The following is a 26,362-nucleotide window of genomic DNA, read 5'->3' as shown; positions in this document are numbered from 1 at the left end:
TTATATTCACCATAAAACTATAATTATTACTATATGTCAAAACTATCCTCCGCTACTTTTGGCAGATCTTCTTTTTCAAGCTGGTACTGATACCTAACCCCGGAACTCTCGTTTTGACACATAAGCTTGGCCTGTTCCATTACTATTTCTACAGCCTTTGGTGTTTTATCCGGAGGATAACCATAGCGCTTAAGCAGCCTCTTTATAATCATTTTCATCTTGGCTTGCACACTGGCACGTATAGACCAGTCAATGCTTAAGTTCTTACGTATTGCTTCGGTCAAGTCCCTAGCTATTTGTTTGAGGATATCGTCACCCATAACCTCTTTTGCAGATTCATTTTCAGCGAGGGCATCATAAAATGCCAGCTCATCTTCAGTAAGGCCTGTGTTTTCTCCACGTTTATGGGCCTCATTAATTTCCTTTGCAAGCTGTATAAGCTCCAGAATAACTTGAGTGGTTTCTATTGTGCGATTCTGATACTTTCTGATGGCATTCTCCAAAAGCTCTGAGAATTTTCTGGACTGAACGAGGTTCCGTTTTGAGAATGTCTTAATTTTGCCCTTAAGTAATCTGTTAAGAAGTTCGACAGCAAGGTTACGCTGTTTCATATTACGCACTTCTTCCAGGAACTCATCTGAGAGTATGGCAATATTCGGCTTGTTTAACCCAACGGCATCCAAGACATCGATAACCTCATTGCTGGATATTGATTTGGAAACAAGTTGGTTAAGTTGTGCTTCAATTTCCGCAGCAGTTTTCTTCTTGGAATTTTCAGGTATAAGCTTGATAATACCGGATTTTACTGCTTTATGGAAACCTACCTCAAGATTTAGTTTCTCAGCAATATCAGTAGTCGCGCAAAGGGAGTAAGCTCTTGACAGCTCACTGACCAGCTTAAGATAATCGTTTTTGCGCTCCTCGCGCAATCCGATGATGTAGTCGATTGTTTCAACAATGGCAGACATTCTTTCAGAAGCAGAGCCGGTAAAGAATTTCTGATAATCATGACCATGAAGTAATTCCTTAATTAGTTCATACTTTTCAACAAGGACTGCCGCTGCCACTTCAGTGTCAACACCAGTCTTTTCTCTGTCGCTTTCGGTATAATCATTAAGTGCATTCTTAAGATTTTCGGCAATGCCGATATAGTCTACAATCAATCCGCCCTGCTTCTCTCTGAATACACGGTTAACACGGGCAATAGCCTGCATAAGATTGTGTCCCTGCATGGGCTTATCGATATACATGGTGTGCATGCTGGGCACATCAAAACCGGTCAGCCACATGTCACGCACAATGACCAGCTTCAATTCATCCTTGTTGTCCTTCATTCGTTTGGCAATACGCTCCCTGGTAGCTTTTGTACCGATGAAAGGCTGCCATTCCTTTGGATCAGAAGAACTACCGGTCATGACTACCTTGATAACACCTTTGTCAATGTCGTCTGAGTGCCATTCAGGACGCAGTTCAACAATGGCTTTATATAAGTCAATTGCAATTCTACGTGACATAACCACGATCATACCCTTGCCCACTTCAGTTTCCTGAGCAGCAAGGCGCTTTTCAAAGTGCTCCACAATGTCTTTGGCAATAGCTTTTACCCTCTGTTCAGCACCAACGATGGCTTCAAGTCTTGACCATTTGGTTTTAAGCTTTTCCTTTTGGGTATATTCCTGGTACTCAGTGATTTCTTCGTATTCATCATCAATAACAGGCTTAAGCTCATCGGGCAGTTCCAACTTCGCTATCCTGCTTTCATAGAATATGCGTACCGTTGTTCCATCCTCTACTGCCCTGGTCATATCGTAAATATCTATGTAATCGCCAAATACCGCTCTGGTATCCTTGTCAGCAAGAGATATGGGTGTACCGGTAAAACCAATGAAAGACGCATTTGGAAGGGCATCGCGCATATATTTTGCATAACCGTATTTTACATCTGCTTCAGTGCCCCCCTTCACAATTTCTGCTCTGAATCCGTATTGGCTTCGATGCGCTTCATCAGCAATAACTATTACATTTTCCCGATCTGTTAAAACAGGCACACTGTCTCCTTTTTCTTCAGGAGCAAATTTGTGTATGGTTGTAAAGATAATGCCTCCCGATTCCCTTGTCAGGAGCCTTCGAAGATCCGCCCTGTCCTGAGCCTGAACCGGTTCCTGGCGTAGCAAATCTTTTGACTTGGCAAAGGTGGAAAACAGCTGGTCGTCAAGGTCGTTACGGTCGGTAATCACTACTATAGTAGGGTTGTTAAGTTCTTTTGACAAAACAAGCTTTCCAACATAGAAGACCATTGAAAGGCTTTTACCGCTTCCCTGGGTATGCCAAACAACACCGATTTTACGATCCCCTTCAGTGATGGCAGCTCTTATTGTGCTTTCAACCGCCTTGTTAACTGCATGATATTGATGATAACCTGCAAGAATTTTATATGTGTCCTTCCCGTCAGTCTGGAACAATATAAAGTTCTTAATGATATCAAGTAGGTGTTCCTTTTCAAACATACCTTTGATCAGGACTTCAAGCTGCGGGCGGCTTAAAGGTGCTATTTCGTCCCCATCAATTGTTCGCCACATCATGAAGCGGTCTTCATCAGCAGTAATTGTGCCTGCTCTTGCATTTACTCCATCGGATATAACTGCAAAAGCATTATAAGTAAATAAAGATGGAATGGTGCTTATATAATTCTGGATCTGATTATATGCATCGGATATTTCTACATCCTCATTGGCCAAATTTTTCAGTTCGATAACTACAAGGGGGATACCATTTACAAACACCACCACATCAGGACGCTTTTCAACTCTGTTTTCAATCACAGTAAACTGGTTAACAGCTAAAAAATCATTGTTCTCTGCTTTCTCAAAATCAAAAATCCTGACCTGTTTACTTACTATCCTGCCATCATTAGCTCTGAAGGTAGCATTCACTCCATCAGTGACCATCTTCTGAAAAAGATGATTATTGTCTATCAGAGCAGGATTAAGAGGTACAAGTATTTGATGCAGAGCGTCATCAAGAGCTTCCTGCGGTAAATCAGGATTTATGCGCTTTAAAGCATCTTTAAGACGTTCTTCCAGAATAACATCTGAATAATCAGAACGTTCAGGATAATCCCCACCAGGCGAGATATCAGGCGCAAAAATGGTTTCATAGCCAAGTTCTTCAAACCATTCCAATGCAGCCTGTTCCAATTCATCCTCATATATATTATGGCTTGGCATAAGGTTTCCCCCTTTCTATCGCATCCAACTCATACAACCTCTTCCACTGGCACTCTTATTTCACCGCTCATTAGTTTGGGAAGAAGAGTGTCACGGATTGACATTAGGATGTTATTCTCGTCTTCAAGCGATGCTTGTGTTTTACCAAGTGTAGTAGCTATTTCATTGAATTTACGTATAATTTCTTTTGGTGGTAAAATAATCGGGACTTTCTTCATCTCTCCCCCCGATATTTCTTTGAAAGTTGAACCAGTAGCACGGCTTTCAATTTCGTTAATACTATTTTTTAACAGCAAATATATATATTCTGAGCTAATATTCTCAAAAGGAACAACGGATTTAAACCCTTGATTAGTTGTTACTGCGTTTTTTGCTATCGCAATATACCCTATGGGTGCTCTTGAACTAAATAACACTGTACCTTTAGGCATAAGTCTGGCATTACTTTCTCTTAAGCCTAACTCTGAAATATCAATTTCCCCTCTACTGATATACTTATTTTTATTTATTGATAAGTCTTTTGGTGTTATCCAAGGAATTCCTATTTCTGAGTAGTATTCAGGTTTGGATTTTGACGGAGTACCACCACCAATGATTTCACCTACATCACTTAGTTTCCCTACTCTCCACCCTTTCGGTATCAACCCAAGTTCGCTTTCTTCAAACTCTCCATCTTTAAACGGCTCAAAATCCACAAACCAGGACTTGAAAATTGCCTGTGCCATTTCTTCAAGGGTTTTGTTGATTTGATTGTTGAGCTCGATCATGTCGTCAAGAGCAGATAATGTGGCAGCAATGGAGCGTTGCTCTTCAATACTTTCTGGCACACTAATCAAAATAGGATGTATATGATTTCTATTTAGAGTTGGAACTGCACTACCCACAGCATAATATCCCAAGTCTAATGTTTTCAGTAAATAGTAAATATAAATAGGATCAGTATTCTTAAATTCTTTAATATAAAGCGTTGTATTGTGTGCCCAAGTTTTGCACTTTGACAGAAACGGATTACCTACATTACCACTTCTTCCAATTGTTATACATGGAGCCTCTGTTGTATACTTCGAATGATAGCCAATTATACCATTAGATCCGACAACTGGATATGGACCTTCCTTCATTTCCGCTTTAGGCAAATCATGACCTCTTTGAAATGTCACTAAATCCCCAAGTCTTACTTCTCTCCACTCACTTACACTCACTTCCCATCACCTCCGCTGCTCTTTTTCTTCCCTGTCAGCATTTTTGCCGTCTTGTCTATGCTCTCCAAAAAGTGCTTTTCCACCGCTGAAAGCTCGTTTTTGGTCCGTTCCTTATACTTCTCATATTCTTCTATTGCCTTTTGAGTAGCTTGCTGATGACTGATTCTTCCTGCATGAGTTAGAATCTCATTGTCACTCATTTTGAGAAACTCATCCAGTTTTTTTACCCAGTCAACCATGTACATTGGTTTTCTGCGTATTGCCTGAAGCTCGGCAAATTCGATATAAGCATTGACAATGCGATTAAGGATTGCCAGTTCATCTTCTGTAAGATAGTTTTTGGCAATCAATGCTTCCGATTTAGTTGGCTTTGAACCTGTAAAATTGGTCATTCCCATAAAAGGCTTGTTGCCATCTGCTCTCAGATAGACTATTTCTGCTGCTGTATGCCCATGGGCAGCCCAGTGCATTTTATTCTGAACCGTTTGAAAAAACTGCTGTGAGATTGCCGCATCGGGTGAATAGTCAATACTGGTTGCATAGATGTCTAAAATCTTCCGATAAAATACTTTCTCACTGGAGCGGATATCCCGGATACGCTCCAATAATTCCTCAAAATAATTACCGCCGCCTGCTCTTTTCAGCAGATCATCATTCATCGTAAAACCTTTTATTATGTATTCTTTTAATCTTTGGGTAGCCCAAATTCTGAACTGTGTACCTCTGTGGGACTTGACACGGTAGCCTACGGAGATTATGACATCCAGGTTATAATAATCCACATTATAGGTTTTTCCGTCTGCAGCAGTTGTTGCAAAATTTGCAACAACTGATTTTTCGTCCAACTCACCTTCAGAAAAAATATTCTTGATGTGACGTGAAATAACAGACTTATCTCGCTGAAACAGCTCGGACATCTGATTCAATGAAAGCCAAACTGTTTCGTCCTCCATTCTTACTTCAATTTTCGTTTTCCCATCTTCAGTCTGGTACATTAAAAATTCAGTATTATTGTTAAAAGTCATAACCGATTGCCCCCAGTCTTTTGCGGATTTCGTCTTCCAAAGACTTGCGCTTTGCAAACATCTCTGCAAGTTCACCGGTAAGCCTGGTCATTTTTTCATCAAAAGGCTCCCCGTCATCAGCCTTATCTTCAATACCCACATACCTGCCGGGAGTGAGAATATATTCATGGGAGCGCACGTCATCCAGGGTAGCCGATTTGCAAAATCCCTTAATGTCCTCGTATCCTTCACCTTTTTTCCACTTATGATAAGTATCGGCAATATACTTTATCTCGGTTTCATAGTCAAGTTCCCTGTGCTTGCGGTCAATCATTGTCCCCATCTTACGGGCATCAATAAAAAGGATTTCGTTGCTGCGATCCCGGCCATCAGATTTTTTATTCCGTGTAAGGAACCACAGGCAAGCAGGTATTGTGACATTATAAAAAAGATTTGGTGGCAGAGTGATTATACAGTCTACCAGCTTGTCCTCGATAATATTCTTTCTTATTTCAGCTTCACTGGTTGTATTGGTTGACATGGCACCATTCGCCATAACAAAGCCTGCCACACCATTTGGTGAAAGCTTGGATATAATATGCTGTATCCAGGCATAGTTAGCATTTCCTGCCGGTGGCATACCATACTTCCAGCGAACGTCATCAACAAGCCTGTTAGCCCCCCAGTCTTTGATGTTAAAAGGTGGATTTGCAAGTATATAGTCTGCCTTAAGTGTCTTGTGAAGATCGTTGGAAAAAGTATCGGCATCCCGTTCACCTAGATTTCCGTCAATACCCCTGATAGCAAGGTTCATCTTGCATAGACGCCATGTGGTAGCGGTATATTCCTGACCAAATATGTGGATATCATCTTTTCTTCCGCTATGCTCTTCTACAAATCTCTGGCTCTGCACAAACATGCCGCCGGATCCGCAACAGGGGTCATACACCCTGCCTTTATATGGCTCTATCATTTCAACAAGCAATTTTACAATTGAGGCGGAGTATAGAATTCACCTTCCGAAGAACCGAACTTACCAAGGAAATATTCATAAACCCTGCCAAGAACATCCTGTGCCCTTGCTTCTTTATCGCCAACTTTAAAGGAAAACAGGTCAATAAGCTCGCCGAGCTTGGTTTTGTCTATCTCCGGGCGGGCATAGTTTTTAGGAAGCACTCCTTTAAGAGAGGCGTTTTCCTTCTCAATGGCTATCATGGCTTCATCAATAATCTGTCCAATCGTTGGCTGTTTTGCATTTGCTTTTATATAATCCCAACGGGCCTCTTTCGGTACGTAAAAACATTCACCTCAGTATAAGCATCTATATCTTCCTCAAAGCCTTCTCCTTCTGCAACCAGCTCATTATATCTCTCTTCAAAAGCATCGGAGATGTATTTAAGGAAAATGAGTCCCAATACTACATGCTTATACTCCGAAGCTTCTATGTTGCCGCGTAGTTTATCGGCCATTTCCCATAGATTATTCTCAAAACCTAAGTTCACAGTAGACATATTTGATCCTCCGTTTTATATCGAAATTGTGTTTATCCTGTTTCTTGGTATGATTAAGGGATCTCCTGTTGTCATAGTACCATAAGCCCTAAAGCTTTTATTGCCCATAAGTTTAACAGTTATAGTTTGGTTACTCTCAGAATCTATGTTAATACAGCTTATGACCTGCTGTTTATCTAACAGACATACTTCGCTGTCATTTAATTTATCATCATTGCCACATACTAGTGCGATCATAAAGTTACCATCTTTATACAAGCTTAATTCATTAAGATTTTTTTGTGTAAAATTAAAAAACCATGTATTGCCTTCTTTTTTTCTCGGTTCTGGGCGGGATCGATATTTTATGTATAATGTCAACTCCCTATTGTTCTGCGATAAAATTTTATAAACGGCTTTGCTGTCGTTCGAACTTGTCTCTACCAATGTCATCTGCAAAGGAATGTCTTTTCTTAGCAATCTTGTTATAACTCCACCATGCATAAACTCGAATTCTTTGATTGCCATAGCTTCTACTCCTTTCTTATAATAATTTTTCATATATTTTTTGCTTTTCAGCGGTGAAACGCTCTTCCGCTCTACTAACAGTCTCCCTATACAGTGAACTTTCCTTTTCATAATGGGTTACTAACTCTTTTTGCTCTTCCATGCTAAGAAGCGGTATTTCCATTTCAGCGATGTCCATATGATTTATATTTACAACGGTTGTCCCCCGTTGAAAGCTTTTTATGAGCGCTATTCCCACTGGACTTTCAAAGAATATCCTGAGATAATCACTTAAAATTCTATGATTTGGTCTTATAACAATAACATTAGCTGAAGCAATAACAATACCTTTCTGTTTGCGAAATACACCTGTTTTAATAGCTGTCCCCCTGCAAGATAGGACTATATCTCCGTCCATCAATTCATAGCGTTTGATTTTTCGCTCTTCTTCTTCAATACTGTCCATATCGGAATAATCAATGCCGGTATCGGTAATGTTTGAAATGTTCAGTACCTTAATATCCCCGGGCTTCACATCTTTTTTTAAGATTGATTTCCCCCTGAAAACCTCAGCGACTTCATGTAGTTTTACTCTTTCAAGTTTTGATGACTTATACTTTTTGATATTCTCGTCATCATCTTCCAGTATGAGTTCAATACGCCAATCCTCATGACTTGAAAATTCTTTGCCTCCCACCACTTTCACTTTATCGATATACAGACCGTTATCATAACCTAAATAACCTACAGTCACAATTTCTTTTTTCGCAACACCTATTCTGAGCATACAGGTCTTTATACTGGTATATGGTCTGAAAGTACCTTCAGGAAGACTGTAAATGCCCTCCAATTGATAATTGGTCATAATATGCTCGCGCAGCTTAGCTTCTGAACCACTTGAAAATGTTATCTTTGCTGGTAGCACAGTCACGAGTGTACCTTTTTCCGATAATTGTCTAAGTAAATTTTGTGTTGCAATAATATCTGGTCTTGAAGACATGAAATTGTTGTTTAAAGATTCAATTTTCCCACCAAAATCAGGCAGGGAATAAATAAAGTCAAAACATGTGTCAATGAGAAGCTCCTGGTATATAGATTGATTAAGTATGCTGACATTCTTGTATTCTTCAAATCCCATCTTAAGCAACATAAACATTAGTGCATTTGAGGTGGTAAATACTATGTTGCTTGACTTATGTTTATCCACAAAGTTTTTAAGACCTGAAAGGCTTTTCTCTGCTTCGGTAATAAGAATCGTCCGAGCATTTACTTCCTCTGCCATGCTACAAATATATTCCGTCAAATAGGCAGGAGAGAATACCTGGCCAAAGCGGTCATTTTGATAAAGTTTAAGAGTGAACTCAATAAGATCTATATTATGAGCAACTTTATAAACAGTAGAGAAAAAATCCCTGTCTCCCGGAAAGTATCCCAGTATTGTATTTTCTGTAGACTGCTTCATTAATTCAAAAAGCTGCTCTTCATCCTGATTGGATTTTTTCTGAGATTTCATTGCTTTCGCTGTAAGTTTAACACGCAGCATTTCGTTTAATAATTGCTCTCTGGAGGTTATACCGCGAATGGTAAACAAATTAATAAAGTAATCTATTGATGTATTCACGTTTTTCCTCCTTTCTATCAATATGTGAAAACCTTCCACTAATAGTAGTGTATCAATAAATTTTAATATGTCAATACTAAAATTTAATATTGGTAATTTGAAGCTTTAAAAACATATAAAACATGCTAGACAAGAGAAAAAATATTTATATACTTTACATCCATCCTGTCTCCTCAACCCTATGAAAAATACTCGTTATCTATTCTGTCAACTCAACCCTATCTATTTTGAGTTAAATTTCACTCAAAAAATACCCCCTCGATATGTTCCCATGTACGTATTTTGGACCTTTAGGTTGAGTAGACAACTTGGATGTACTTCCGGAAACCTAGTAAAATAAAGGCTTACAGCCGCGACATCAATACTACGCACTCTACGTGGAATGAGCTTCTTGGATTGATGTCTTGGCTGATTTTTTGCACCTTTCGTTTACGGGAACATGTCAATGAGTTTTTTGCATTTTTTCTGAAAACCAATGTTCATGGTAACATATCGACATAATAATTATAACGCCAACCACTATATTTGTAGTTGACGTTATAATTATTATGACTTTAGTCTGTCTTTTAGCTCTCTTATCTTTGTCTCTATCGTTGAGATACTTTTTTAAATTCCTCATCACTCTTACCTGTTGGATCATCCAGTCCCCAATCTTCCCTATGTTTACATGGAAGGTAAGGGCATTCCACATTGCATCCCATTGTAATGACTATATCTACCGGAGGGATTTCATCAATGTGCTTTGAATACTGGGTTTTCTCCATGTCTATATTATAAAGCTCTTTCATTAAGCGCACAGCGTCTTGATTGATTTTGTGTTTTGCTTCTGTGCCGGCAGAGTAGCTTTCAAATATATCTCCCGCAAAATACTTGCCAAGCGCCTCAGCTATTTGGCTACGGCATGAATTATGAATACAAATAAATGCGACTTTAGGTTTATTACTCATCGACCATACCTACTTTCTTTCTGGAAACCAGTGCCTTGTATTATTCGCTATCTTTACAAGTATCAACATAACCGGCACTTCAGTAAGCACCCCTACAATGGTAGCAAGTGCAGCCGGGCTTTCTGTGCCAAACAAAGAAATCGCAACGGCAACTGCCAGTTCAAAAAAGTTAGAGGCACCAATCATAGCGGCAGGTGCTGCTATTTCATGTGGAAGCTTTATAGCCTTGCTTGCCAGATATGCAATGAAAAAGATTAGAAAAGTCTGAATAATCAATGGTATAGCTATTAAAACAATGTGCAGAGGATTATTCAGAATTACATCGCCCTGGAATGAAAAGATTATTATTAATGTTAGCAATAAACCTATGGTAGTGATATTCCCAAACTTCGGTATAAAACTCTTTTCAAAGTAATCGAGCCCTCGCTTTTTTGTGATGTAATTACGGGTAATTATACCACCAGCCAATGGGATAACAACAAACAATATTACAGATAGAATAAGGGTATCCCATGGTATGGTTACACCGCCCACACCTAGAAGAAACGCAACTATAGGCGTGAATGCTATGAGAATTATAAGATCGTTTGTTGCCACTTGCACCACGGTATAAGCTGGGTTGCCTTTGGTCAAATAGCTCCATACAAATACCATCGCAGTACACGGTGCCGCTCCAAGAAGTATTGCTCCCGCGAGATAGTCTTGTGCCAATTCTGCCGGGATTAAAGATCTAAAAATTACAAAGAAAAACAGCCATGCAATGCCGAACATGGTAAAAGGCTTTATCATCCAGTTGGTTACCCATGTAACAAATAATCCTTTCGGATTTTTACCAACGTTTTTGATACTCTGGAAGTCAACTTTGAGCATCATCGGATAAATCATGAGCCAAATGAGTATGGCAATAGGGATTGATACATTTGCATACTCGAAACGTCCGAGGAAATCTGGAATTCCTGGTAAGTACATACCGATTAAAACTCCAATAACCATACAAAGTACAACCCATATTGTCAGATATTTTTCAAAAAATCCAATTTTTGCACTGTCATTTTTCCCCATGATATCTTCCCTCTCTATTGCCACGTTTTGTTATCCCCTGACCTTCTGCAGGATTTTAACAACCTCCTCAGTTTTCAGCACCTTGCCGTATGAAACCACTTTACCGTCGATGACAAGAGCAGGGGTTGTCATTACGCCGTAGGATGCAATCCGGGCAAAATCAGTTATATGTTCAATGGTAGTATCCATTCCCAACTGTTCCAAAGCTGCTTTTGTTGCCTCCTCAAGTTGGTTACACTTGGCGCATCCGCTTCCTAGTATCTTCACTCCTGCACCTTGGGATTTAGCGACTTCTGCCTTTACCATGCTTTCCACATCACAATTTCCACCACAGCAACATGAAGTTACTTCTTTTTTATTTTTCTTTCCAAATAACGCCATAATGAATCTCTCCTTTTTATATTTTTTAACTTTCTACGATACGTAAAAAAAACTCAATGAATGAGTATCAGATCATCATAGTTTTCTGTCTTATCCATCAGCAACATTTATCCTCACAAGAACAGCTCGATTTGTTTTTCTTTCCTTCATAAAATTCTTTTAGGTTTTTAGGTAATTCATACTCTTCGCATGAATAACTGATCTCAGCCTGCTCAAATACTGCGTTTAGGATGGCTTTAGCAAGCATTTCTTTCGGAGGCACCTCATAGAGTTCTCCATCATACTCGAACACCCGACAGTTTACATCGGTTCCACTAATGTCACTACAGCAACCGCAGTTATTCTCTACAATTGATTTGCAAATATCATGACCGTTTACACGAATTGTAGGTGAGGAAATAAACTTGTACTGCTCTGCAATTTCTGCTGTTTTCATCTCAATTTTGTTATACTCTACTTCAAATCCAGCAATACTCAGAGTGGGGATAAGTACCTTCATAACCTCATCAAGTGCATTGTCTGTTCCAACACAACGGTCACATGTTTCGCGATCTAGATAGAGATACTCAACAATAATCTTCTTTGCGGATGCCGTTTCGAACTCGCGAGAGCAACAGGATTCCTCTACTAATAGTTCTCCGTTTGGCAGAGTCCGGTAAGTGTTTTCCATGTTTTATTACCTCCTAAACTATCAGTGCCTGAAAAGCATTGAACAAATAACCGATAATTATGATTCCAATTGTACAGATAGCAATAAACAGAGCCAGCAGTTTGGGCTTTATAGCCTTTCGCAACATAATCATTGAAGGCAGCGAAAGCGTGGTTACCGCCATCATAAAAGACAAGATAACTCCAAGCTGTGCGCCTTTAGCAAATAACGCTTCTGCAACGGGTATTGTACCGAATATATCCGCATACATTGGAACACCGATTAATGTCGCCAATATTACCCCAAAGGGATTATTGCTTCCTAGTGCAGTTGACACCCATCCTTCAGGAATCCAGTTATGAATGACCGCCCCGATACCAACACCGATCAAGATATAGGGGAACACCTTCTTAAATGTCGAAAGCATTTGCTCTTTGGCATAAACAAGCCGGTCTTTTCTTGTTAAATTGGGGGATTCTATATCTACGCTACCTGCAGTATATATAAAGCTCTCTACATGCTTCTCCATGTGCAGCTTCTCAATAAGCGTACCGCCGATAACAGCTATTATCAGACCGGCAATAACGTATATGACAGCAACCTTTGCGCCGAAGATGCTCATAAGCAGAACAAGCGAGCCGAGATCTACCATAGGTGATGATATCAGGAACGAAAATGTCACGCCCAAAGGCAGGCCTGCAGATGTAAAGCCGATAAAGAGCGGTATTGAAGAGCATGAACAGAAAGGTGTTACCGTTCCAAGCAGGGCAGCAACCGAGTTGGCTCCGATACCATGAAAACGTCCTAATATCTTCCTGCTTCGCTCGGGCGGAAAATAACTTTGGATGTAGCTAATTATAAAAATCAAAAAACACAAGAGTAGGGTAATTTTAATAACATCATAAATAAAAAATTGAACGCTTCCAATCCAACGGCTAGTCGTGTCAAAACCCAATAAATTAAGTCCTCTGCTGATTAAATCATTTAGCCATTTCATCCCTAGTAACTGACTTTGGAAAAAATCCCAGATTGCCTTCAATGTTTGCATATAATAAAAACCTCGCCTTCTAACTCACAATAACAGTCGGATATTTTCTATTAAAGCCAAATCCTCTTTAACAACATTGATTATTGGATTTTTTGCATAGTTTACAAATACAATCTTCTTTGTCGCTTGTTATGCATACTAAAAAAGTTTTAAGTTCATCTATTTTTTCCATATTAAGCGTATATCTCATCCAGGCACCATCACGTACTGCATTTACAAGTCCGCTTTCAGATAATATCTTCATGTGATAGCTAAGAGTGGATTGGGAAATGCTTAATTTTTCCAATATTTCGCATGCGCACATTTCTCCGCACGATAACATATCAATAATCTTTAATCGCGTTTCATCTGACATAGCCTTAATTGCAGGAACATAATCTTCATATGAATGTTTCATATAATAACCTCCTACATATTTATATGCATCAATGTTATCGAATGTTCTCGATATAATAATAACGAACATATCGATAGTTGTCAATATGATTTTGTTGTAAGTTAACTATAAAAACGCCGACTAAGATACCACTGCACCTTAATCGGCGGCAAACCCATTTTATATTTTCTATTATTATCGATTCCTGACTTAAACCATTAATACTATTTTATTACAACCTTATAGTTTCACTTCTATTTCCAGACCCGACTTAAACTCTACCACTAGCCTGTCATCATATACAGTTGCCTTTTCAACTAGTTTCCTAACCAGTTTATCATCAAACTCCGCAATATCACTGGTTTGCGTGTTAAGGAAATCAGTCATCTCAGCAATCCGATCCCGCTTATCTTGGCGGAGAGCGTTTCTCGAAAGGGTTTCTTGCCTTAGATCACGTAGTCGGTAAATCTCATTGACAATATTATCGTATGCTTCCTTTGAATTTGCCTTTTGGATTAACTCGGTTTGGAGTTCTTCTAGCCTTTTATCAATGTCTGCTGTAGTCTCATCCAAATCCACGCTTAATACGGTTTCAATATTCTTCTTCAGTATGGCCAGAAAAGAGTTTTTTCCGCTGACCGCTACATTGATGGCTTCTACAATTTTCTCTTTAAGCGTATCTTCAAGTATAGTGGAAGCGGTACAAAACAAACCGGTATTTTCTAACCGGCTAACACATCTCCATACGATTGATTTCTTCCCTCGATTATTCCAATGTACCCTGCGGAATATTTCATGGCAATTGCCGCAGAAAACCATCTGTGATAAAGGATGATTATTGCTATAGTTTCTCTTTTTTCCGTTCTTACTTATATGCACACATCTTCTTTTGACAAGCTGTTCCTGAACCTGCATAAATATTTCGCGCGGGATTATAGGCTCATGGCTGTTTTCTACATAGTATTGCGGAACAATACCATTATTGGGTACCCTTTTCTTCGATAAAAATCTACCGTATAGGTTTTCTGCAACAGCGCATCACCGATATATTTTTCATTCCTCAAAATCTTATTGATAGTACTAGTATGCCATCTGTGATTGCCTGCACCTGTCAGAATTCCGTCAGCTTCCAGACCTCTTGCTATCTGCAGCATGCTGGATCCTTCAAGATATTCTCTGTAAATGCGCTTAACAATTTCAGCTTCTTCAGGAACGATAACTAAATTGCCATCCTTATCCTTTGTATAGCCAAGAAACCGGTTGTGATTGATATGGATTTTTCCTTGCTGGTATCGGTATTGAATCCCCAGTTTTACATTCTGGCTTAACGATTGGCTTTCTTGCTGTGCCAAAGATGCCATAATGGTCAACAGGATTTCCCCTTTGGTATCCAATGTGTTTATATTTTCCTTTTCAAAGTAAACCGGAATATTTTTTTCTTTAAGCTGCCTTATGTACTTTAGGCAGTCCAGCGTATTTCTTGCAAACCGGCTGATAGATTTTGTAATTATCATATCGATTTTGCCCTGCATGCATTCTTCTATCATCCGGTTAAATTCTTCACGCTTTTTTGTGTTAGTTCCGGTAATACCTTCATCTGCAAATATGCCTGCTAACTCCCATTCGGGATTGCTTTTGATATAGTTTGTGTAGTGCTCAATTTGCGCTTCATAACTGGTTGCCTGCTCCTCGCTGTCCGTAGAAACACGACAGTAAGCTGCTACCCGAAGCTTTGGCAATTCCTCGGCCTTTGCACTATTCCCGATTCGCTTACGGGCAGGAATTACCGTAACATTCCTGGTTGTCATCTAAAATCACCTCGCTCTTAATAAGACTATAAGCATACTCTGCCTGCTGAAATGGATCATCGTATAGATTATCTGGCATTGAAGCATGAAACTTAAAATTCAGGCATTTCTTTTCATTTCCTTTATGTTCATAAATCCTGCCAAGCGCCTCAGCTCGCCTGCGTCTTTCCAGTTGTGCTTTTTCAAATGTGTCCTTGCTGATAATTGGCGGATAAAATTTGTCCTCAACATACCGTTTATCTGCCAGCATTCTTGCAATAGATGTGTGGTAGCGCTTAATGCCCGCTTTTTGGGCTGCTTCGGTTAAAGAAAGCCCGGAAAGGTAAGCCTCAAATAGTTTCTCAATCTTAACTGCTTCCTCTTCATTAATTACAGCCCTACCGTTCTGAATGGTATATCCAAAAGGTATATGGCTCATCATTTCACCAGCCTTTCTCTTAAGTTCAACCCGCATTTCATTTTGAAACTTATTTCTTCTTGTGAAAACACAATGATTTCGCGGGTAAAATCCTCAAATATTTCGCTATCGAATGCATCCATCTGCTTTTCAGCTTTCGTTGCAAATTTAAGAAGCTTCTCAACCTCAACAAGGATAGTCTGACTCCCATCGATTGCGCGTTTTATGGCTTCTTTTTGTTCTTTTAATATGGCTGCTTCTTTGAGCAGCTCATTTTTTTGTGTATTAAAAAGAGCGGGTTCCAGGTATCCCCTAGCCATAAGTCCCATAATCACCTGAACCCGCTCTGTATTTTCTTTGATTTTTGCTTCCAATTCTTGAATCTTCGCTAGATTATCTGAGCAATTTGTTTTCTTTAAGCTTTGCAGCAATGGTCTTAGAATGAACTTATGACCGAAAATAAGCTTATTCATCATAACGACAAAAGCCTGATGGATCGCATCCTCTCTGACAAATTTCATTGAACAAGCCGAAGCGTCTTTTATATGCTTTGTGCAGCACCAGGCAATGTACTTATGATTACCACTGCCATGAATTCGACGCTTAAAACTGCTGCCACATTCTGCGCATTTGATTTTCCCCGAGAAAGGGTAGCGGTTTTGATACTTGCTGCTTCCCTTAATTACACCTTTTTCTTTTCCTCTTTGCTTTAATATCTCTTGGGCGGCTTCATATTCCTCATGGGATATAATGGCTTCATGATGATCTTTTATCATGTATTGATCTTTTTCCCCATGATTATAATGCCGCTTAAAATTCTCATCTGTATAGGTTTTTTGCAGAAGGACATCCCCAGTATATTTTTCATTGCTTAAAATGCTGCGGATAGTTGTCGCTGTCCAGTATGAACCTCTCTTTGTTGGGATTTTATCCGAATTTAGCCCATCTGCAATTTTCTGTGTACCTTTACCTGCCAAAGCTTCAGAAAAAATCCGCTTTACGATTTCAGCCTGTTCTTTATTGATAAATAGCTTTCCATCCACATAATCGTAACCATAGGGAGGGTACGAAATTTTGTATGTTCCGTTTTGGAACCTACGCCTGATAGACCACTTACTATTTTCTGCAATGGATAATGATTCGTTTTCTGCAAGGCTGCTCAAAATTGTCAGCACCAATTCGCCTTCCATGCGCCGCGTGTTTATATTCTCTTTCTCGAAATAGATGAAAACACCGAGATCGGTAAGTTTTCTCACCATCTCAATACAGTCGGTTGTGTTTCTGGCAAATCTGCTGACTGACTTGGTTATAATAAAGTCAATTTTCTTGTTTTCACAATCTGCAAGCAGCCTTAAAAGTCCAGTCCGATTCTCCTTTTTTGTACCTGAAATGCCTTCATCATAGTAAATCCCTGCAAATTCCCAATCAGGATTTGCTTTTATATAGGATTCATAATGGTCCTTTTGCGCTTCCAGGTTTGCCATTTGCTCATCACTATCGGTTGAAACCCTGCAATAAGCTGCCACTCTTACCTTTGGTTTGAAAGCTTGGAGAGCATTGTTTCCATCAATCCTTGTTACCTTTCTCACTGTTTTCACCTCCTTTGGGTATGTGACATGTTACCTCTGTGTGCCGCTAATAGCAAGCCAATTAGGCCATAAGCTGTGCATACATCGGCGAAAAAGTTTTAAGATTTAACTTGTCGATTTTATCGAATTCTTCCTCTGAAATTAGTCCCGCTTTAAGCATCTTTTGCAGGATTTTATATGCCCGCCAGTAATCAACCTCTCTTTGAATTTTACATAGATTTAACCTTAACCTGCCTTTAGATTTTACTATTCTGCTGTAATATTTGAATTGTAAATAAACTGGAGGAAAAGGAGAAAAAACGTTATGAAAAAGATGAAAAGAATTGTATTGACCGTAACCATACTGGCACTCTTTTTTACAGGCTGTGCAACTGGAGGTGGTAATGAAATTGTAGTTGTTTCCCGGGAAGATGGTTCGGGCACCAGAGGAGCATTTATTGAACTTTTTGGAATTGAAGAAAAGGATGCAAATGGGAATAAGGTAGATAATACAACAGACGAAGCAATCGTAGTAAACAGTACTTCCATCGTAATGACCACAGTAGCCGGCAATAAGAACGCCATAGGGTATATCTCCCTGGGTTCTTTGAATGATACTGTCAAAGCAGTTAAAGTTGATGGAATAGAACCCACTGTTGAAAATATTAAAAACAATACTTACAAGGTTTTCAGGCCTTTTAATATTGCAACAAGGGATGACATCAGCGAACTGGCACAGGATTTCATCAGCTTTATCCTTAGCAGTGACGGACAAAAGGTCGTGGAAGAAAATAGTTATATTGCTGCATCAGAAAAAGGCCCTTACAGCAGTACGAAGCCATCCGGTAAAATAGTAATAGCTGGGTCTTCCTCGGTAACACCGCTCATGGAGAAGTTAAAAGAGGCTTATTTGAAAGTGAATACCAATGCAGAAATTGAAATACAGGCGAGTGATTCCACAACGGGAATGAAATTAGCTATGGAAGGAACATGCGATATTGGTATGGCATCCAGAGAATTGAAGGAGAGCGAATTGAAGAAGTTAAAGCCAACAGTTATAGCCATGGATGGTCTTGCTATCATTGTAAACAAGGAAAACCCGGTAAGTAATCTGACAAGTGACCAAATTAAAGGTATTTTCAAAGGAGAAATTACCTCTTGGAATGAGGTTGCTAAGTAAGATAAAACAAGCCAGCGGAGCATTTGCTGGATGAGACGCACATTCTGGCTTTTAAGGGGTTAAGTATCTATGACAAAATACAAAGAAAGCATAATGAAAGCAATATTTTTTGCAGCAGCCTGCACATCCATTCTGGCTGTCACGCTTATTTGTTTATTTCTATTTATAAATGGTATCCCTGCTATGACTAAGATCGGAATATTTGATTTTCTGATGGGCACAACATGGAAACCGAATAATACGCCTCCTTCATTTGGTATTTTACCCATGATCCTGGGAAGCATCTATGTAACAGCCGGCGCTGCGGTCATCGGAGTACCCATAGGAATTTTAACAGCTGTATTCATGGCCCATTATTGTCCCTCAAAGCTTTACCGCATCTTGAAACCTGCCATAAACTTGCTCGCAGGTATTCCTTCCATAGTATACGGATTTTTCGGGCTTGTAGTGATAGTACCCTTTATCCGCGATACCTTTGGGGGTGATGGCAACAGCATGCTGGCGGCATCCATTCTCTTAGGCATCATGATTCTGCCTACGATTGTAGGTATAAGCGAATCAGCAATCAGAGCCATACCCCAAAGTTATTATGAGGGTGCGCTGGCTCTCGGTGCAAGTCACGAGAGAAGCATCTTTTTTGTAATTCTTCCGGCAGCAAAATCCGGTATCATGGCTGCTATAGTCTTAGGGATAGGCAGAGCCATAGGAGAGACCATGCAGTCATCATGGTTGCAGGAAACCAGGCAAGAATGCCTGCCGGGTTGTTGAAAGGCGTTAGAACACTTACAGCCAATATAATAAATGAAATGGGCTATGCTGCGGAGTTACATAGAGAGGCTCTGATCGCGACAAGTGTTGTGCTATTTGTATTCATTCTTATTATAAATTTGTTACTGTCATTGCTTAAAAGGAGGACTGGCTGATGGAATCCATCAACAAACGATCATATATGCAAAAGCTCAAGGCTTATAAGCGAAATCCTATATCGCTGGTTCTATCCCTTTTAGTAATGCTATCAACTATTCTTACGATAGGTATTTTGCTCTTTTTGATTGGGTATATCATGATCAAGGGAATACCCAATATCAAGCCTGAATTGTTTCAGTGGGAATACAACACCTTAAACGTGTCACTGATGCCGGCTTTAATTAATACGGTTATCATGACGCTCATTTCGCTGCTGATTGCAGCACCTATAGGAGTTTTTTCTGCTATCTATCTGGTTGAATATGCAAAAAAAGGCAACAAGTTGGTTAGCATAATCAGAATTACTGCCGAAACACTGTCAGGGATTCCGTCAATCGTTTACGGTCTGTTTGGCTTGCTGTTCTTTGTAACCGCTCTTGGTTGGGGAATGTCTCTCCTGGCAGGGGCATTCACACTGTCAATCATGATTCTGCCACTTATTATGCGTACCACTGAGGAAGCATTAAAAGCAGTTCCTAATTCGTATCGGGAAGGCAGTTATGGGCTGGGCGCAGGAAAGCTAAGGACTGTATTTAAAATCGTTTTACCCTCTGCAATGCCTGGCATTTTGGCCGGCGTCATCCTGGGCATCGGAAGGATTGTAGGAGAAAGCGCCGCGTTAATCTATACGGCTGGAACTGTAGCTGAAATACCAAAGGGCAGCGATTTTCTGTTTGATTCTACCCGAACATTATCGGTTCATATGTACGCACTTACCAGCGAAGGGTTGTATGTAGACCAGTCTTATGCAACTGCTGTAATACTGTTTATAATCGTGGTATTGATTAACTGCCTCGCAGGGTTTATATCAAAGAAACTGTCAAAAGTCTAAGGCGCTATTTGAAAGGCACCAGGCGATTCTTGATACCAGGGACCAGATATCATATACAAGCCGCTGGATACCAGACTTTAATTGCCGGAAGAAACGGAGGTAAAAAGGAAAAGATATGGACAAAATTCATATAGAAAATCTGGATTTATATTACGGCGATTTCAAGCGCTGAAAAAAATCAACCTGAATATAAAAGCAAATGAGATTACAGCCTTTATCGGGCCATCAGGCTGCGGAAAATCTACGCTTTTAAAATGCCTGAACCGAATGAATGACATTGTTGAAGGTTGCAGGATAACTGGTAAGGTTCTGCTTGACGGCGAGAACATCTATGGTGATATAGACATCAACCTACTGCGAAAACGGGTGGGAATGGTTTTCCAAAAGCCCAATCCTTTTCCTATGAGTGTGTATGATAATGTGGCATTCGGGCCACGTACACATGGCATAAAATCAAAAATTAAACTGGACGATATAGTGGAACGGTCGCTCCGGCAGGCCGCAATATGGGATGAATTAAAGAGCCGCTTAAAAAAGAGTGCTTTGGAACTCTCTGGTGGTCAGCAGCAAAGACTCTGTATTGCGAGGGCATTGGCGGTACAGCCGGAAGTTTTATTGATGGATGAACCTACGTCAGCTTTGGATCCTATCTCAACATCCAAAATCGAAGACCTTGTTGTTGAGTTGAAGAATGATTATACTATTATTATAGTTACCCATAATATGCAACAGGCTGTACGCATTGCAGATAGCGTAGCATTTTTTTTAAATGGAGAAGTGATAGAATATGCAAGAGCGGAGAAACTGTTCTATATGCCACAGGATAAACGCACAGAGGACTATATAACCGGGAGGTTGGGTAATGAGAAATAAATTTGATGAACAACTGGACCTTTTAAAGACTCAGATGATACAGATGGGTGCATTGTGCGAAGAAGCCATAGCAAGTGCAACAAAAGCGCTTATCAACGGAGATATAGAACTTGCCAAAAAAGTAATAACTACAGATGAGGACATAGACCATAAGGAAAAGGAGATTGAAAGCATCTGTCTCAAATTGCTTCTCCAGTATCAGCCGGTTGCCAGGGATTTGCGGCAGATTTCTTCTGCTCTAAAGATGATAACAGATATGGAGCGAATTGGAGACCAAGCTGCAGATATTTCAGAAATTATCATGCTTGCAAATATAAAGGCTGCAAATAACACAAGTCATATAGCAGACATGGCAAAGGCTACGATAAAAATGGTTACCGACAGTATTGATGCGTATGTCCAACAGAATTTAAAACTTGCAAAAGCGGTAATAGATTACGATGATGTAGTAGACAATCTGTTTAATGATGTAAAAGCGGATATGATTAGGCTGATTAATGAAGATACTGAAAATGGCGAATTTGCTATTGACCTGATAATGATTTCCAAATACTTCGAACGAATAGGTGATCATGCTACGAACATCGCAGAATGGGTCGTATTTTCCATTACCGGCAAGCATGTGGAGGAAGAACAATGATCTATTGTGTAGAGGACGATAGAAGCATTCGGGAGCTTGTCATATATGCACTGAAATCCATTGGTTATGAAGCTATTGGTTTTGACAAAGCTGAGCCATTTTATAAAGAATTGGAAAATAAGCTACCCGATTTAGTATTGCTTGATATCATGTTGCCCGGCGAAGATGGTATTAAAATATTGAAAAAACTAAAGGCATCATCGAAACTACGGCATATTCCGGTAATCATGCTTACTGCAAAAAGCGCAGAATATGACAAGGTTTTAGGGCTGGACAGTGGAGCAGATGATTATATTACCAAGCCTTTTGGTATTATGGAGTTCCTTTCCCGTGTCAAAGCAGTTCTCAGAAGATCAGGAAATGTAAGTAATTCATCTGAAATATCTGTTGGACAGCTAACGATGTATATTGACAAGCATGTTGTTATAGCAGACGGGAAAGAGGTTGCTCTTACGTTCAAAGAATTTGAGCTTCTGAAATATTTGATGGAAAATGCTGGCATTGTGCTGACAAGGGATAAGCTCCTGGAGGAAGTATGGGGATATGAATATGAAGGCGAAACTCGTACTTTGGATGTGCATATCCGTACCCTGCGGCAGAAGCTTGGAGAAGCGGGAGCGATTATTGAGACGGTGAGAGGGGTTGGCTATAAGATCGGAGGAAAGGCATGAAAAAGAGTATTTATAAAAGCATGCTGGTATTGGCCCTTACAACTATTTTACTTACCTCGTTTCTTATAACCGGAGTGATGTACCGGGCATTCTATCTCAGGATGCAGCAAGAAATCAGGAATGAAGCCATTTTTATATCATCCGCTTACAATCTAATCGGACAAGAGTTCTTTTCCCGCTTTGCTGATCAAGAAAACTCCAGCAGAATCACTTGGGTAGCAAGTGACGGTACTGTTTTGTTTGATAATTTCACTGATGCAGAACAGATGGAAAATCACCTCAATAGGCCGGAAATTGCCGATGCGTTGAAAAACGGATTTGGTGAAGCAGTTCACCTTTCTAAAACTCTAGGAACTCAGACCTTTTATTGGGCTGTCCGACTTAATGACGGCACAGTACTGAGAGTATCAACCACAACGAATAGTGTTTTTAAATCTGTTTTAGGTTTTTTCCCGTATGTCGCTTTAATTACATTGATGGTTATCTTGCTGACTATGATCATTGCCAATCTGTTGACGAAAAAAATCATTTTTCCTTTGAACAACTTAAATTTGGAGGATCCGTTGTCCAATGATGTCTATGACGAATTATCTCCATTGCTAACTCGCATGGCTAAGCAGAATGATCAGATTAAAAGTCAGTTCAAAAAACTGAAAGAGCAGAAGGAAGAGTTTAATGCAATTACGGAGAATATTAGAGAGGGAATCATAGTTTTAAACAACAAAGGCTTGATATTATTCATAAACAAAAGTGCCGCAGACATATTCAATGTCAGTACTCAGGATATAATTAACAAGCATATATTAACACTTGATCGAAGCATAACTCTTCAAAAGGCAATAGAGACAGCTATGGGAGGGCATTTATTTGAGGATATATTTGCCATAGGTGAAAATTCTTTTAATTTACTGGCTAGCCCTGTTAAGGATGAAGTGGTTGTCAAAGGAGTTATTCTGTTTATATTGGATGTAACAGAAAAACAATCCGCCGAAAAAATGCGCCGTGAGTTTGCCGCTAATGTGTCGCATGAACTTAAAACGCCTCTCACCTCCATTTTAGGTTACGCAGAGCTTATGAAAAGCGGCATGGTAAAACCTGAAGACATTTCCGAGTTTTCCGACCGCATATACAACGAAGCAAGGCATCTCATAGACTTGATAGAAGATGTGATACGGATCTCCAGACTGGATGAAAAAAATGTTCAGCTCCCCTTTGAAGAGATTGATTTATTGGAATTGGCAAAAGAAACAGTCGGCAGATTATCTTCCCTTGCACAGCAGAAACGGATAAAGCTATCAGTCGGCGGTGATAACGCGATCATTTTTGGTGTTAGACAAATTCTGGAGGAGATGATCTATAATCTTTGTGATAACGCAATCAAATACAATTATGAAAACGGCAAGGTTGATGTAAATGTAAAAACTTTCTCCGACCAGGTTGTACTAACCGTAGCCGATAATGGCTTTGGCATTCCGAGGGAGCACCAAAGCCGCGTGTTTGAACGCTTTTATAGAATTGACAAGTCCCATTCAAGGGAAACCGGTGGAACTGGTCTGGGCCTTTCTATTGTAAAGCACAGTGCCGAATTCCATAATGCAAAGATTCGATTGATGAGCAAGCCTGGAAAGGGTACAACGATTACAGTTATATTTAGACGAAACCAATAAAACTGAATAGAATAGTGTTTTATTGATATGTTCCCACAGCCAGATATGGAAGTGGGTTTGTCTGTAATAGGAATATTCAACGGTTTTGACGGGAGTGTCCTACGAACTGCCGTCCGGCGTGGGGATAGGCGTGTCTAGGGCAAGCTGTTTCCCCTGCTTTTTTGGAATTTCTATATAGCAGTGTTAAACTGCCTGTATCCATTAGGTTTCAAAATTCCGAATATGTCCCGGACAATCTGTTCCTGCCAGTCAATTAATTCAAAAGGCATTCCATACCATTCACCCTTGGTATGCTTCAGGCAGTTTATAAAAGTAACAGCGGCATCCGCCGCTTCCTTGTCATATCGAGAACCTTCCGCCATAAACTTGGTTGGTTTATATCGTTTTAACTTCCGCAGCTTTGCCGCCTCCTTTCCTAAAATTGAGCAAGAAAAAAGGAACCTCATGGATGAAGTTCCTCTCCTTAGTGGATTTCTATGAAACTTGTTACGTTATAACCGTTATCGTTTGCCTGTCAGGATAAACTCGGCATATTCTTTCTTGTGTTCATTAAGAAATACTACTAATTCATAAAACCCCATTTTATATGCCTCTTCCTGTACTCTTGGCAAGTCAAACATATTACAGGCACCGCTGTCCCGTATGGCCATAATCTGCCGATAAATCTTATCAGCTATCAGATTCTCGTTACCCATGTCCTACACCTCTGACTTCTCTGCCGCTGAAATTGAATCTCTTACCGCTTTATTGAGAAACGAAATATCAAAACCCGCATCTATATAGCCCTGCCGAATCACCTCGTAATAGTAACGACCCGGTGCTCCCAAAGGTCTACCTTCATTCATGATATACACCATTGCGGGTACCCACTGCCCTTTGAAACGTACCTTAACCGTTTCTTTCCGGTATAGATGCGGATAACCTTCATATCTGTCCAGCGCCTTCTCATCATTAGGCATGATTCTCCAAAGCATTACCGGTACACTTTCACCTTTTTGTTTTTCTATTGTCGCTACTGCGCCGCCATTCCCTCCTCTGAATAACAGCCGGTATCCTGTGAGTTTTGCACTCCCCAGCATTTTTGCCGTTGGGCAGCGGTATGCCATCTGCCTTAAGTTCAGATTGCTTCCGTATGCTAAATATATGGTTCCTTTTTCTTTGCTCATCGTATCATCCTCCTTGTATTTACCAAGGCAGAGGCGGAGATCCACCCCTGCGCTTGTCTATCTATGCTGCCCGAAACCGCCATGCAGCGTTACCATCAAGGTGTTTGCAAAGATGCTCCCGGCAGTTTTTGAACTCATCACCAATAAGTCCTATGCGGTTGAGATATGTCCGCATGGCAAACTTCTCATTTTCAACCTGTGGTTTCTTGCTGGAAGCGCATTTTTGCGTTAACGCCTGATGGTTTAACGCAAGGGCAAGCACTATGTAGCTTCTAATTTTTCCCGCATGAAGTTCGCTGTTAAAGCCTCGAAGCTCAATTGTCCCATTGCCATTAAAAAAGCTGTGCAGGTTCAAAAAGTGGTATCTGCTATTATGGTAATGGGTGCTTCGGCTTTCGCTGTAACCTTCGTACCAGATGCTCTCAATCGCCGCCATGGTTTTGGGCTTACGCCGATTCATCTTCTCAACCAGTGCCGCATCCATCTTTTTACAAAACCGCATCCTGTCCGGCTCAATCTGCAATGCTTTATAGAAAAGGTCATTCTTGCTGGCGATAATGTTGATAAAATTACGGATGCTTCGCGGTGTGTGGTCTGCACCGTCTATATGGATATGAATTCCACAACTTGTGTTTGCAAAACCTCCAGCCTTGCGAAGCCTCCTTATCAATTCCTGCAGGGTTTCAATGTCTTCGCAGTATGTCAGTATCGGGCTTACCAACTCGACGCTATATTCCCGGCCAGCCGCCACAATCCTGCCGTTTTCCTTTTTCTGAGTCCGGATGCTCCCGTCGCTCATGAATTTCCATATCCGTCCATCCGGTGCAATAACCTTTTGGGTATCGTAATAATCTCCGCTGGATTCAACCCTCCCTCCAAGAAAAGCTGCTGCAGTTTTTGCCGCTTGTTTTCTTGTAATCCCCGTCAATTCTACCTCGATTCCAAATCTCGTTGTAAGCATTGCGCTTTTTCCTCGCTTTCTCTGTGTTTTTTGCCCTTTGGCAGTGTACATTAGGCCATTGAAAACACAGGATAGCAAGGCAATTCTGCGTGAGTTTCCACTGGATTTTGAACAATTTT

21 protein-coding genes and 6 pseudogenes are annotated in these 26,362 nt (G+C 40.2%); 7 read left to right on the top strand and 20 right to left on the bottom strand.

Translation table 11 applies throughout. From position 1 onward, the window contains the following. Positions 1-29 precede the first annotated feature (29 nt). The 16 genes and pseudogenes from JCM21531_RS06855 to JCM21531_RS24365 all read right to left on the bottom strand — a co-directional run bounded on the left by JCM21531_RS06855 (position 30) and on the right by JCM21531_RS24365 (position 17,558). Positions 30-3,227 carry a type I restriction endonuclease subunit R gene (locus JCM21531_RS06855; protein WP_038288555.1) on the bottom strand — a complete coding sequence of 1,066 codons (3,198 nt, stop codon included), beginning with the start codon at positions 3,225-3,227 and terminating at the stop codon, positions 30-32. 29 nt (positions 3,228-3,256) lie between these two features. Next, positions 3,257-4,429 carry a restriction endonuclease subunit S gene (locus JCM21531_RS06850; RefSeq protein WP_038288552.1) on the bottom strand — a complete coding sequence of 391 codons (1,173 nt, stop codon included), beginning with the start codon at positions 4,427-4,429 and terminating at the stop codon, positions 3,257-3,259. Beyond that, positions 4,426-5,454 carry a virulence RhuM family protein gene (locus JCM21531_RS06845; RefSeq protein ID WP_038288550.1) on the bottom strand — a complete coding sequence of 343 codons (1,029 nt, stop codon included), beginning with the start codon at positions 5,452-5,454 and terminating at the stop codon, positions 4,426-4,428. Before JCM21531_RS06845 ends, JCM21531_RS06850 begins: the two co-directional genes overlap by 4 nt. Then, a pseudogene (locus tag JCM21531_RS06840) lies at positions 5,444-6,944 on the bottom strand (type I restriction-modification system subunit M). Before JCM21531_RS06840 ends, JCM21531_RS06845 begins: the two are co-directional and overlap by 11 nt. 15 nt (positions 6,945-6,959) lie before the next feature. After that, positions 6,960-7,451: a hypothetical protein gene (locus JCM21531_RS06835; RefSeq protein ID WP_131464419.1), complete on the bottom strand. Its 492-nt coding sequence runs from the start codon at positions 7,449-7,451 to the stop codon at positions 6,960-6,962. 16 nt (positions 7,452-7,467) lie between these two features. Beyond that, a complete protein-coding gene (locus JCM21531_RS06830) occupies positions 7,468-9,051 on the bottom strand; it encodes a restriction endonuclease subunit S (RefSeq protein WP_038288544.1) in 1,584 nt (527 codons plus the stop codon). Between the two features lie 546 nt (positions 9,052-9,597). Further along, a pseudogene (locus JCM21531_RS06825) lies at positions 9,598-9,998 on the bottom strand (arsenate reductase ArsC). Positions 9,999-10,007: 9 nt separating this feature from the next. Then, positions 10,008-11,060, bottom strand: coding sequence for an ACR3 family arsenite efflux transporter (gene arsB / locus JCM21531_RS06820; RefSeq protein ID WP_038288584.1), 1,053 nt, complete (start codon positions 11,058-11,060; stop codon positions 10,008-10,010). 30 nt (positions 11,061-11,090) lie between these two features. Next, positions 11,091-11,441 (bottom strand): thioredoxin family protein, encoded by a 351-nt coding sequence (locus JCM21531_RS06815; protein WP_038288542.1) that lies wholly within the window; start codon positions 11,439-11,441, stop codon positions 11,091-11,093. 97 nt (positions 11,442-11,538) lie between these two features. Then, a complete protein-coding gene (locus tag JCM21531_RS06810) occupies positions 11,539-12,111 on the bottom strand; it encodes a DUF2703 domain-containing protein (protein ID WP_094184752.1) in 573 nt (190 codons plus the stop codon). A gap of 13 nt (positions 12,112-12,124) precedes the next feature. Beyond that, positions 12,125-13,138: a permease gene (locus tag JCM21531_RS06805; protein WP_038288539.1), complete on the bottom strand. Its 1,014-nt coding sequence runs from the start codon at positions 13,136-13,138 to the stop codon at positions 12,125-12,127. 67 nt (positions 13,139-13,205) lie between these two features. Beyond that, positions 13,206-13,535 (bottom strand): ArsR/SmtB family transcription factor, encoded by a 330-nt coding sequence (locus JCM21531_RS06800; protein WP_038288537.1) that lies wholly within the window; start codon positions 13,533-13,535, stop codon positions 13,206-13,208. Positions 13,536-13,754: 219 nt separating this feature from the next. Then, a pseudogene (locus JCM21531_RS06795) lies at positions 13,755-15,322 on the bottom strand (recombinase family protein). Beyond that, the gene (locus tag JCM21531_RS06790; protein WP_080547382.1) at positions 15,285-15,776 is read right to left on the bottom strand and encodes a recombinase family protein; all 492 of its coding nucleotides are present in this window, start codon (positions 15,774-15,776) and stop codon (positions 15,285-15,287) included. The pseudogene JCM21531_RS06795 and the gene JCM21531_RS06790 overlap by 38 nt, the downstream one beginning before the upstream one ends. Then, positions 15,740-17,308, bottom strand: coding sequence for a recombinase family protein (locus tag JCM21531_RS06785; RefSeq protein ID WP_038288535.1), 1,569 nt, complete (start codon positions 17,306-17,308; stop codon positions 15,740-15,742). The genes JCM21531_RS06790 and JCM21531_RS06785 overlap by 37 nt, the downstream gene beginning before the upstream one ends. A 61-nt stretch (positions 17,309-17,369) precedes the next feature. Beyond that, on the bottom strand, positions 17,370-17,558 hold the full coding sequence (locus JCM21531_RS24365; protein ID WP_423774229.1) for an SHOCT domain-containing protein: 189 nt from the start codon (positions 17,556-17,558) through the stop codon (positions 17,370-17,372). A gap of 54 nt (positions 17,559-17,612) precedes the next feature. Between JCM21531_RS24365 and JCM21531_RS06780 the strand changes: the two genes are divergently transcribed. From JCM21531_RS06780 to JCM21531_RS06750, 7 genes and pseudogenes are all read left to right on the top strand, one after another. Further along, positions 17,613-18,467 carry a substrate-binding domain-containing protein gene (locus JCM21531_RS06780; protein ID WP_014254906.1) on the top strand — a complete coding sequence of 285 codons (855 nt, stop codon included), beginning with the start codon at positions 17,613-17,615 and terminating at the stop codon, positions 18,465-18,467. A 69-nt stretch (positions 18,468-18,536) separates the two neighbouring features. Then, positions 18,537-19,390: pseudogene (gene pstC, locus JCM21531_RS06775) on the top strand (phosphate ABC transporter permease subunit PstC). Then, on the top strand, positions 19,390-20,265 hold the full coding sequence (pstA, locus tag JCM21531_RS06770; protein WP_034837359.1) for a phosphate ABC transporter permease PstA: 876 nt from the start codon (positions 19,390-19,392) through the stop codon (positions 20,263-20,265). The pseudogene pstC and the gene pstA overlap by 1 nt, the downstream one beginning before the upstream one ends. A 115-nt stretch (positions 20,266-20,380) precedes the next feature. After that, a pseudogene (pstB, locus tag JCM21531_RS06765) lies at positions 20,381-21,138 on the top strand (phosphate ABC transporter ATP-binding protein PstB). Further along, positions 21,128-21,778 (top strand): phosphate signaling complex protein PhoU, encoded by a 651-nt coding sequence (phoU, locus tag JCM21531_RS06760; protein ID WP_027621471.1) that lies wholly within the window; start codon positions 21,128-21,130, stop codon positions 21,776-21,778. Before pstB ends, phoU begins: the two are co-directional and overlap by 11 nt. Further along, the gene (locus JCM21531_RS06755; protein WP_027621472.1) at positions 21,775-22,449 is read left to right on the top strand and encodes a response regulator transcription factor; all 675 of its coding nucleotides are present in this window, start codon (positions 21,775-21,777) and stop codon (positions 22,447-22,449) included. The genes phoU and JCM21531_RS06755 overlap by 4 nt, the downstream gene beginning before the upstream one ends. Beyond that, positions 22,446-24,116 (top strand): sensor histidine kinase, encoded by a 1,671-nt coding sequence (locus JCM21531_RS06750; protein WP_038288529.1) that lies wholly within the window; start codon positions 22,446-22,448, stop codon positions 24,114-24,116. The genes JCM21531_RS06755 and JCM21531_RS06750 overlap by 4 nt, the downstream gene beginning before the upstream one ends. Before the next feature lie 147 nt (positions 24,117-24,263). Here the strand turns inward: JCM21531_RS06750 and JCM21531_RS06745 are convergent. From JCM21531_RS06745 to JCM21531_RS06730, 4 genes and pseudogenes are all read right to left on the bottom strand, one after another. Continuing rightward, positions 24,264-24,562, bottom strand: a pseudogene (locus tag JCM21531_RS06745) (terminase large subunit); the annotation flags it as partial. Positions 24,563-24,616: 54 nt separating this feature from the next. Next, positions 24,617-24,811, bottom strand: coding sequence for a DUF5049 domain-containing protein (locus JCM21531_RS06740; protein ID WP_004464027.1), 195 nt, complete (start codon positions 24,809-24,811; stop codon positions 24,617-24,619). A 3-nt stretch (positions 24,812-24,814) separates the two neighbouring features. Beyond that, complete coding sequence (locus JCM21531_RS06735; protein ID WP_038288525.1) at positions 24,815-25,282, bottom strand: gamma-glutamylcyclotransferase family protein; 468 nt, start codon at positions 25,280-25,282, stop codon at positions 24,815-24,817. 61 nt (positions 25,283-25,343) lie between these two features. Beyond that, positions 25,344-26,243, bottom strand: coding sequence for an amidoligase family protein (locus tag JCM21531_RS06730; RefSeq protein ID WP_038288581.1), 900 nt, complete (start codon positions 26,241-26,243; stop codon positions 25,344-25,346). Positions 26,244-26,362 lie beyond the last annotated feature (119 nt).

Origin of the sequence: Acetivibrio straminisolvens JCM 21531, from assembly GCF_000521465.1 — a bacterium.
Taxonomy (GTDB): Bacteria; Bacillota; Clostridia; order Acetivibrionales; family Acetivibrionaceae; genus Hungateiclostridium; species Hungateiclostridium straminisolvens.
This window is presented reverse-complemented; position numbering and strand designations above follow the sequence as displayed.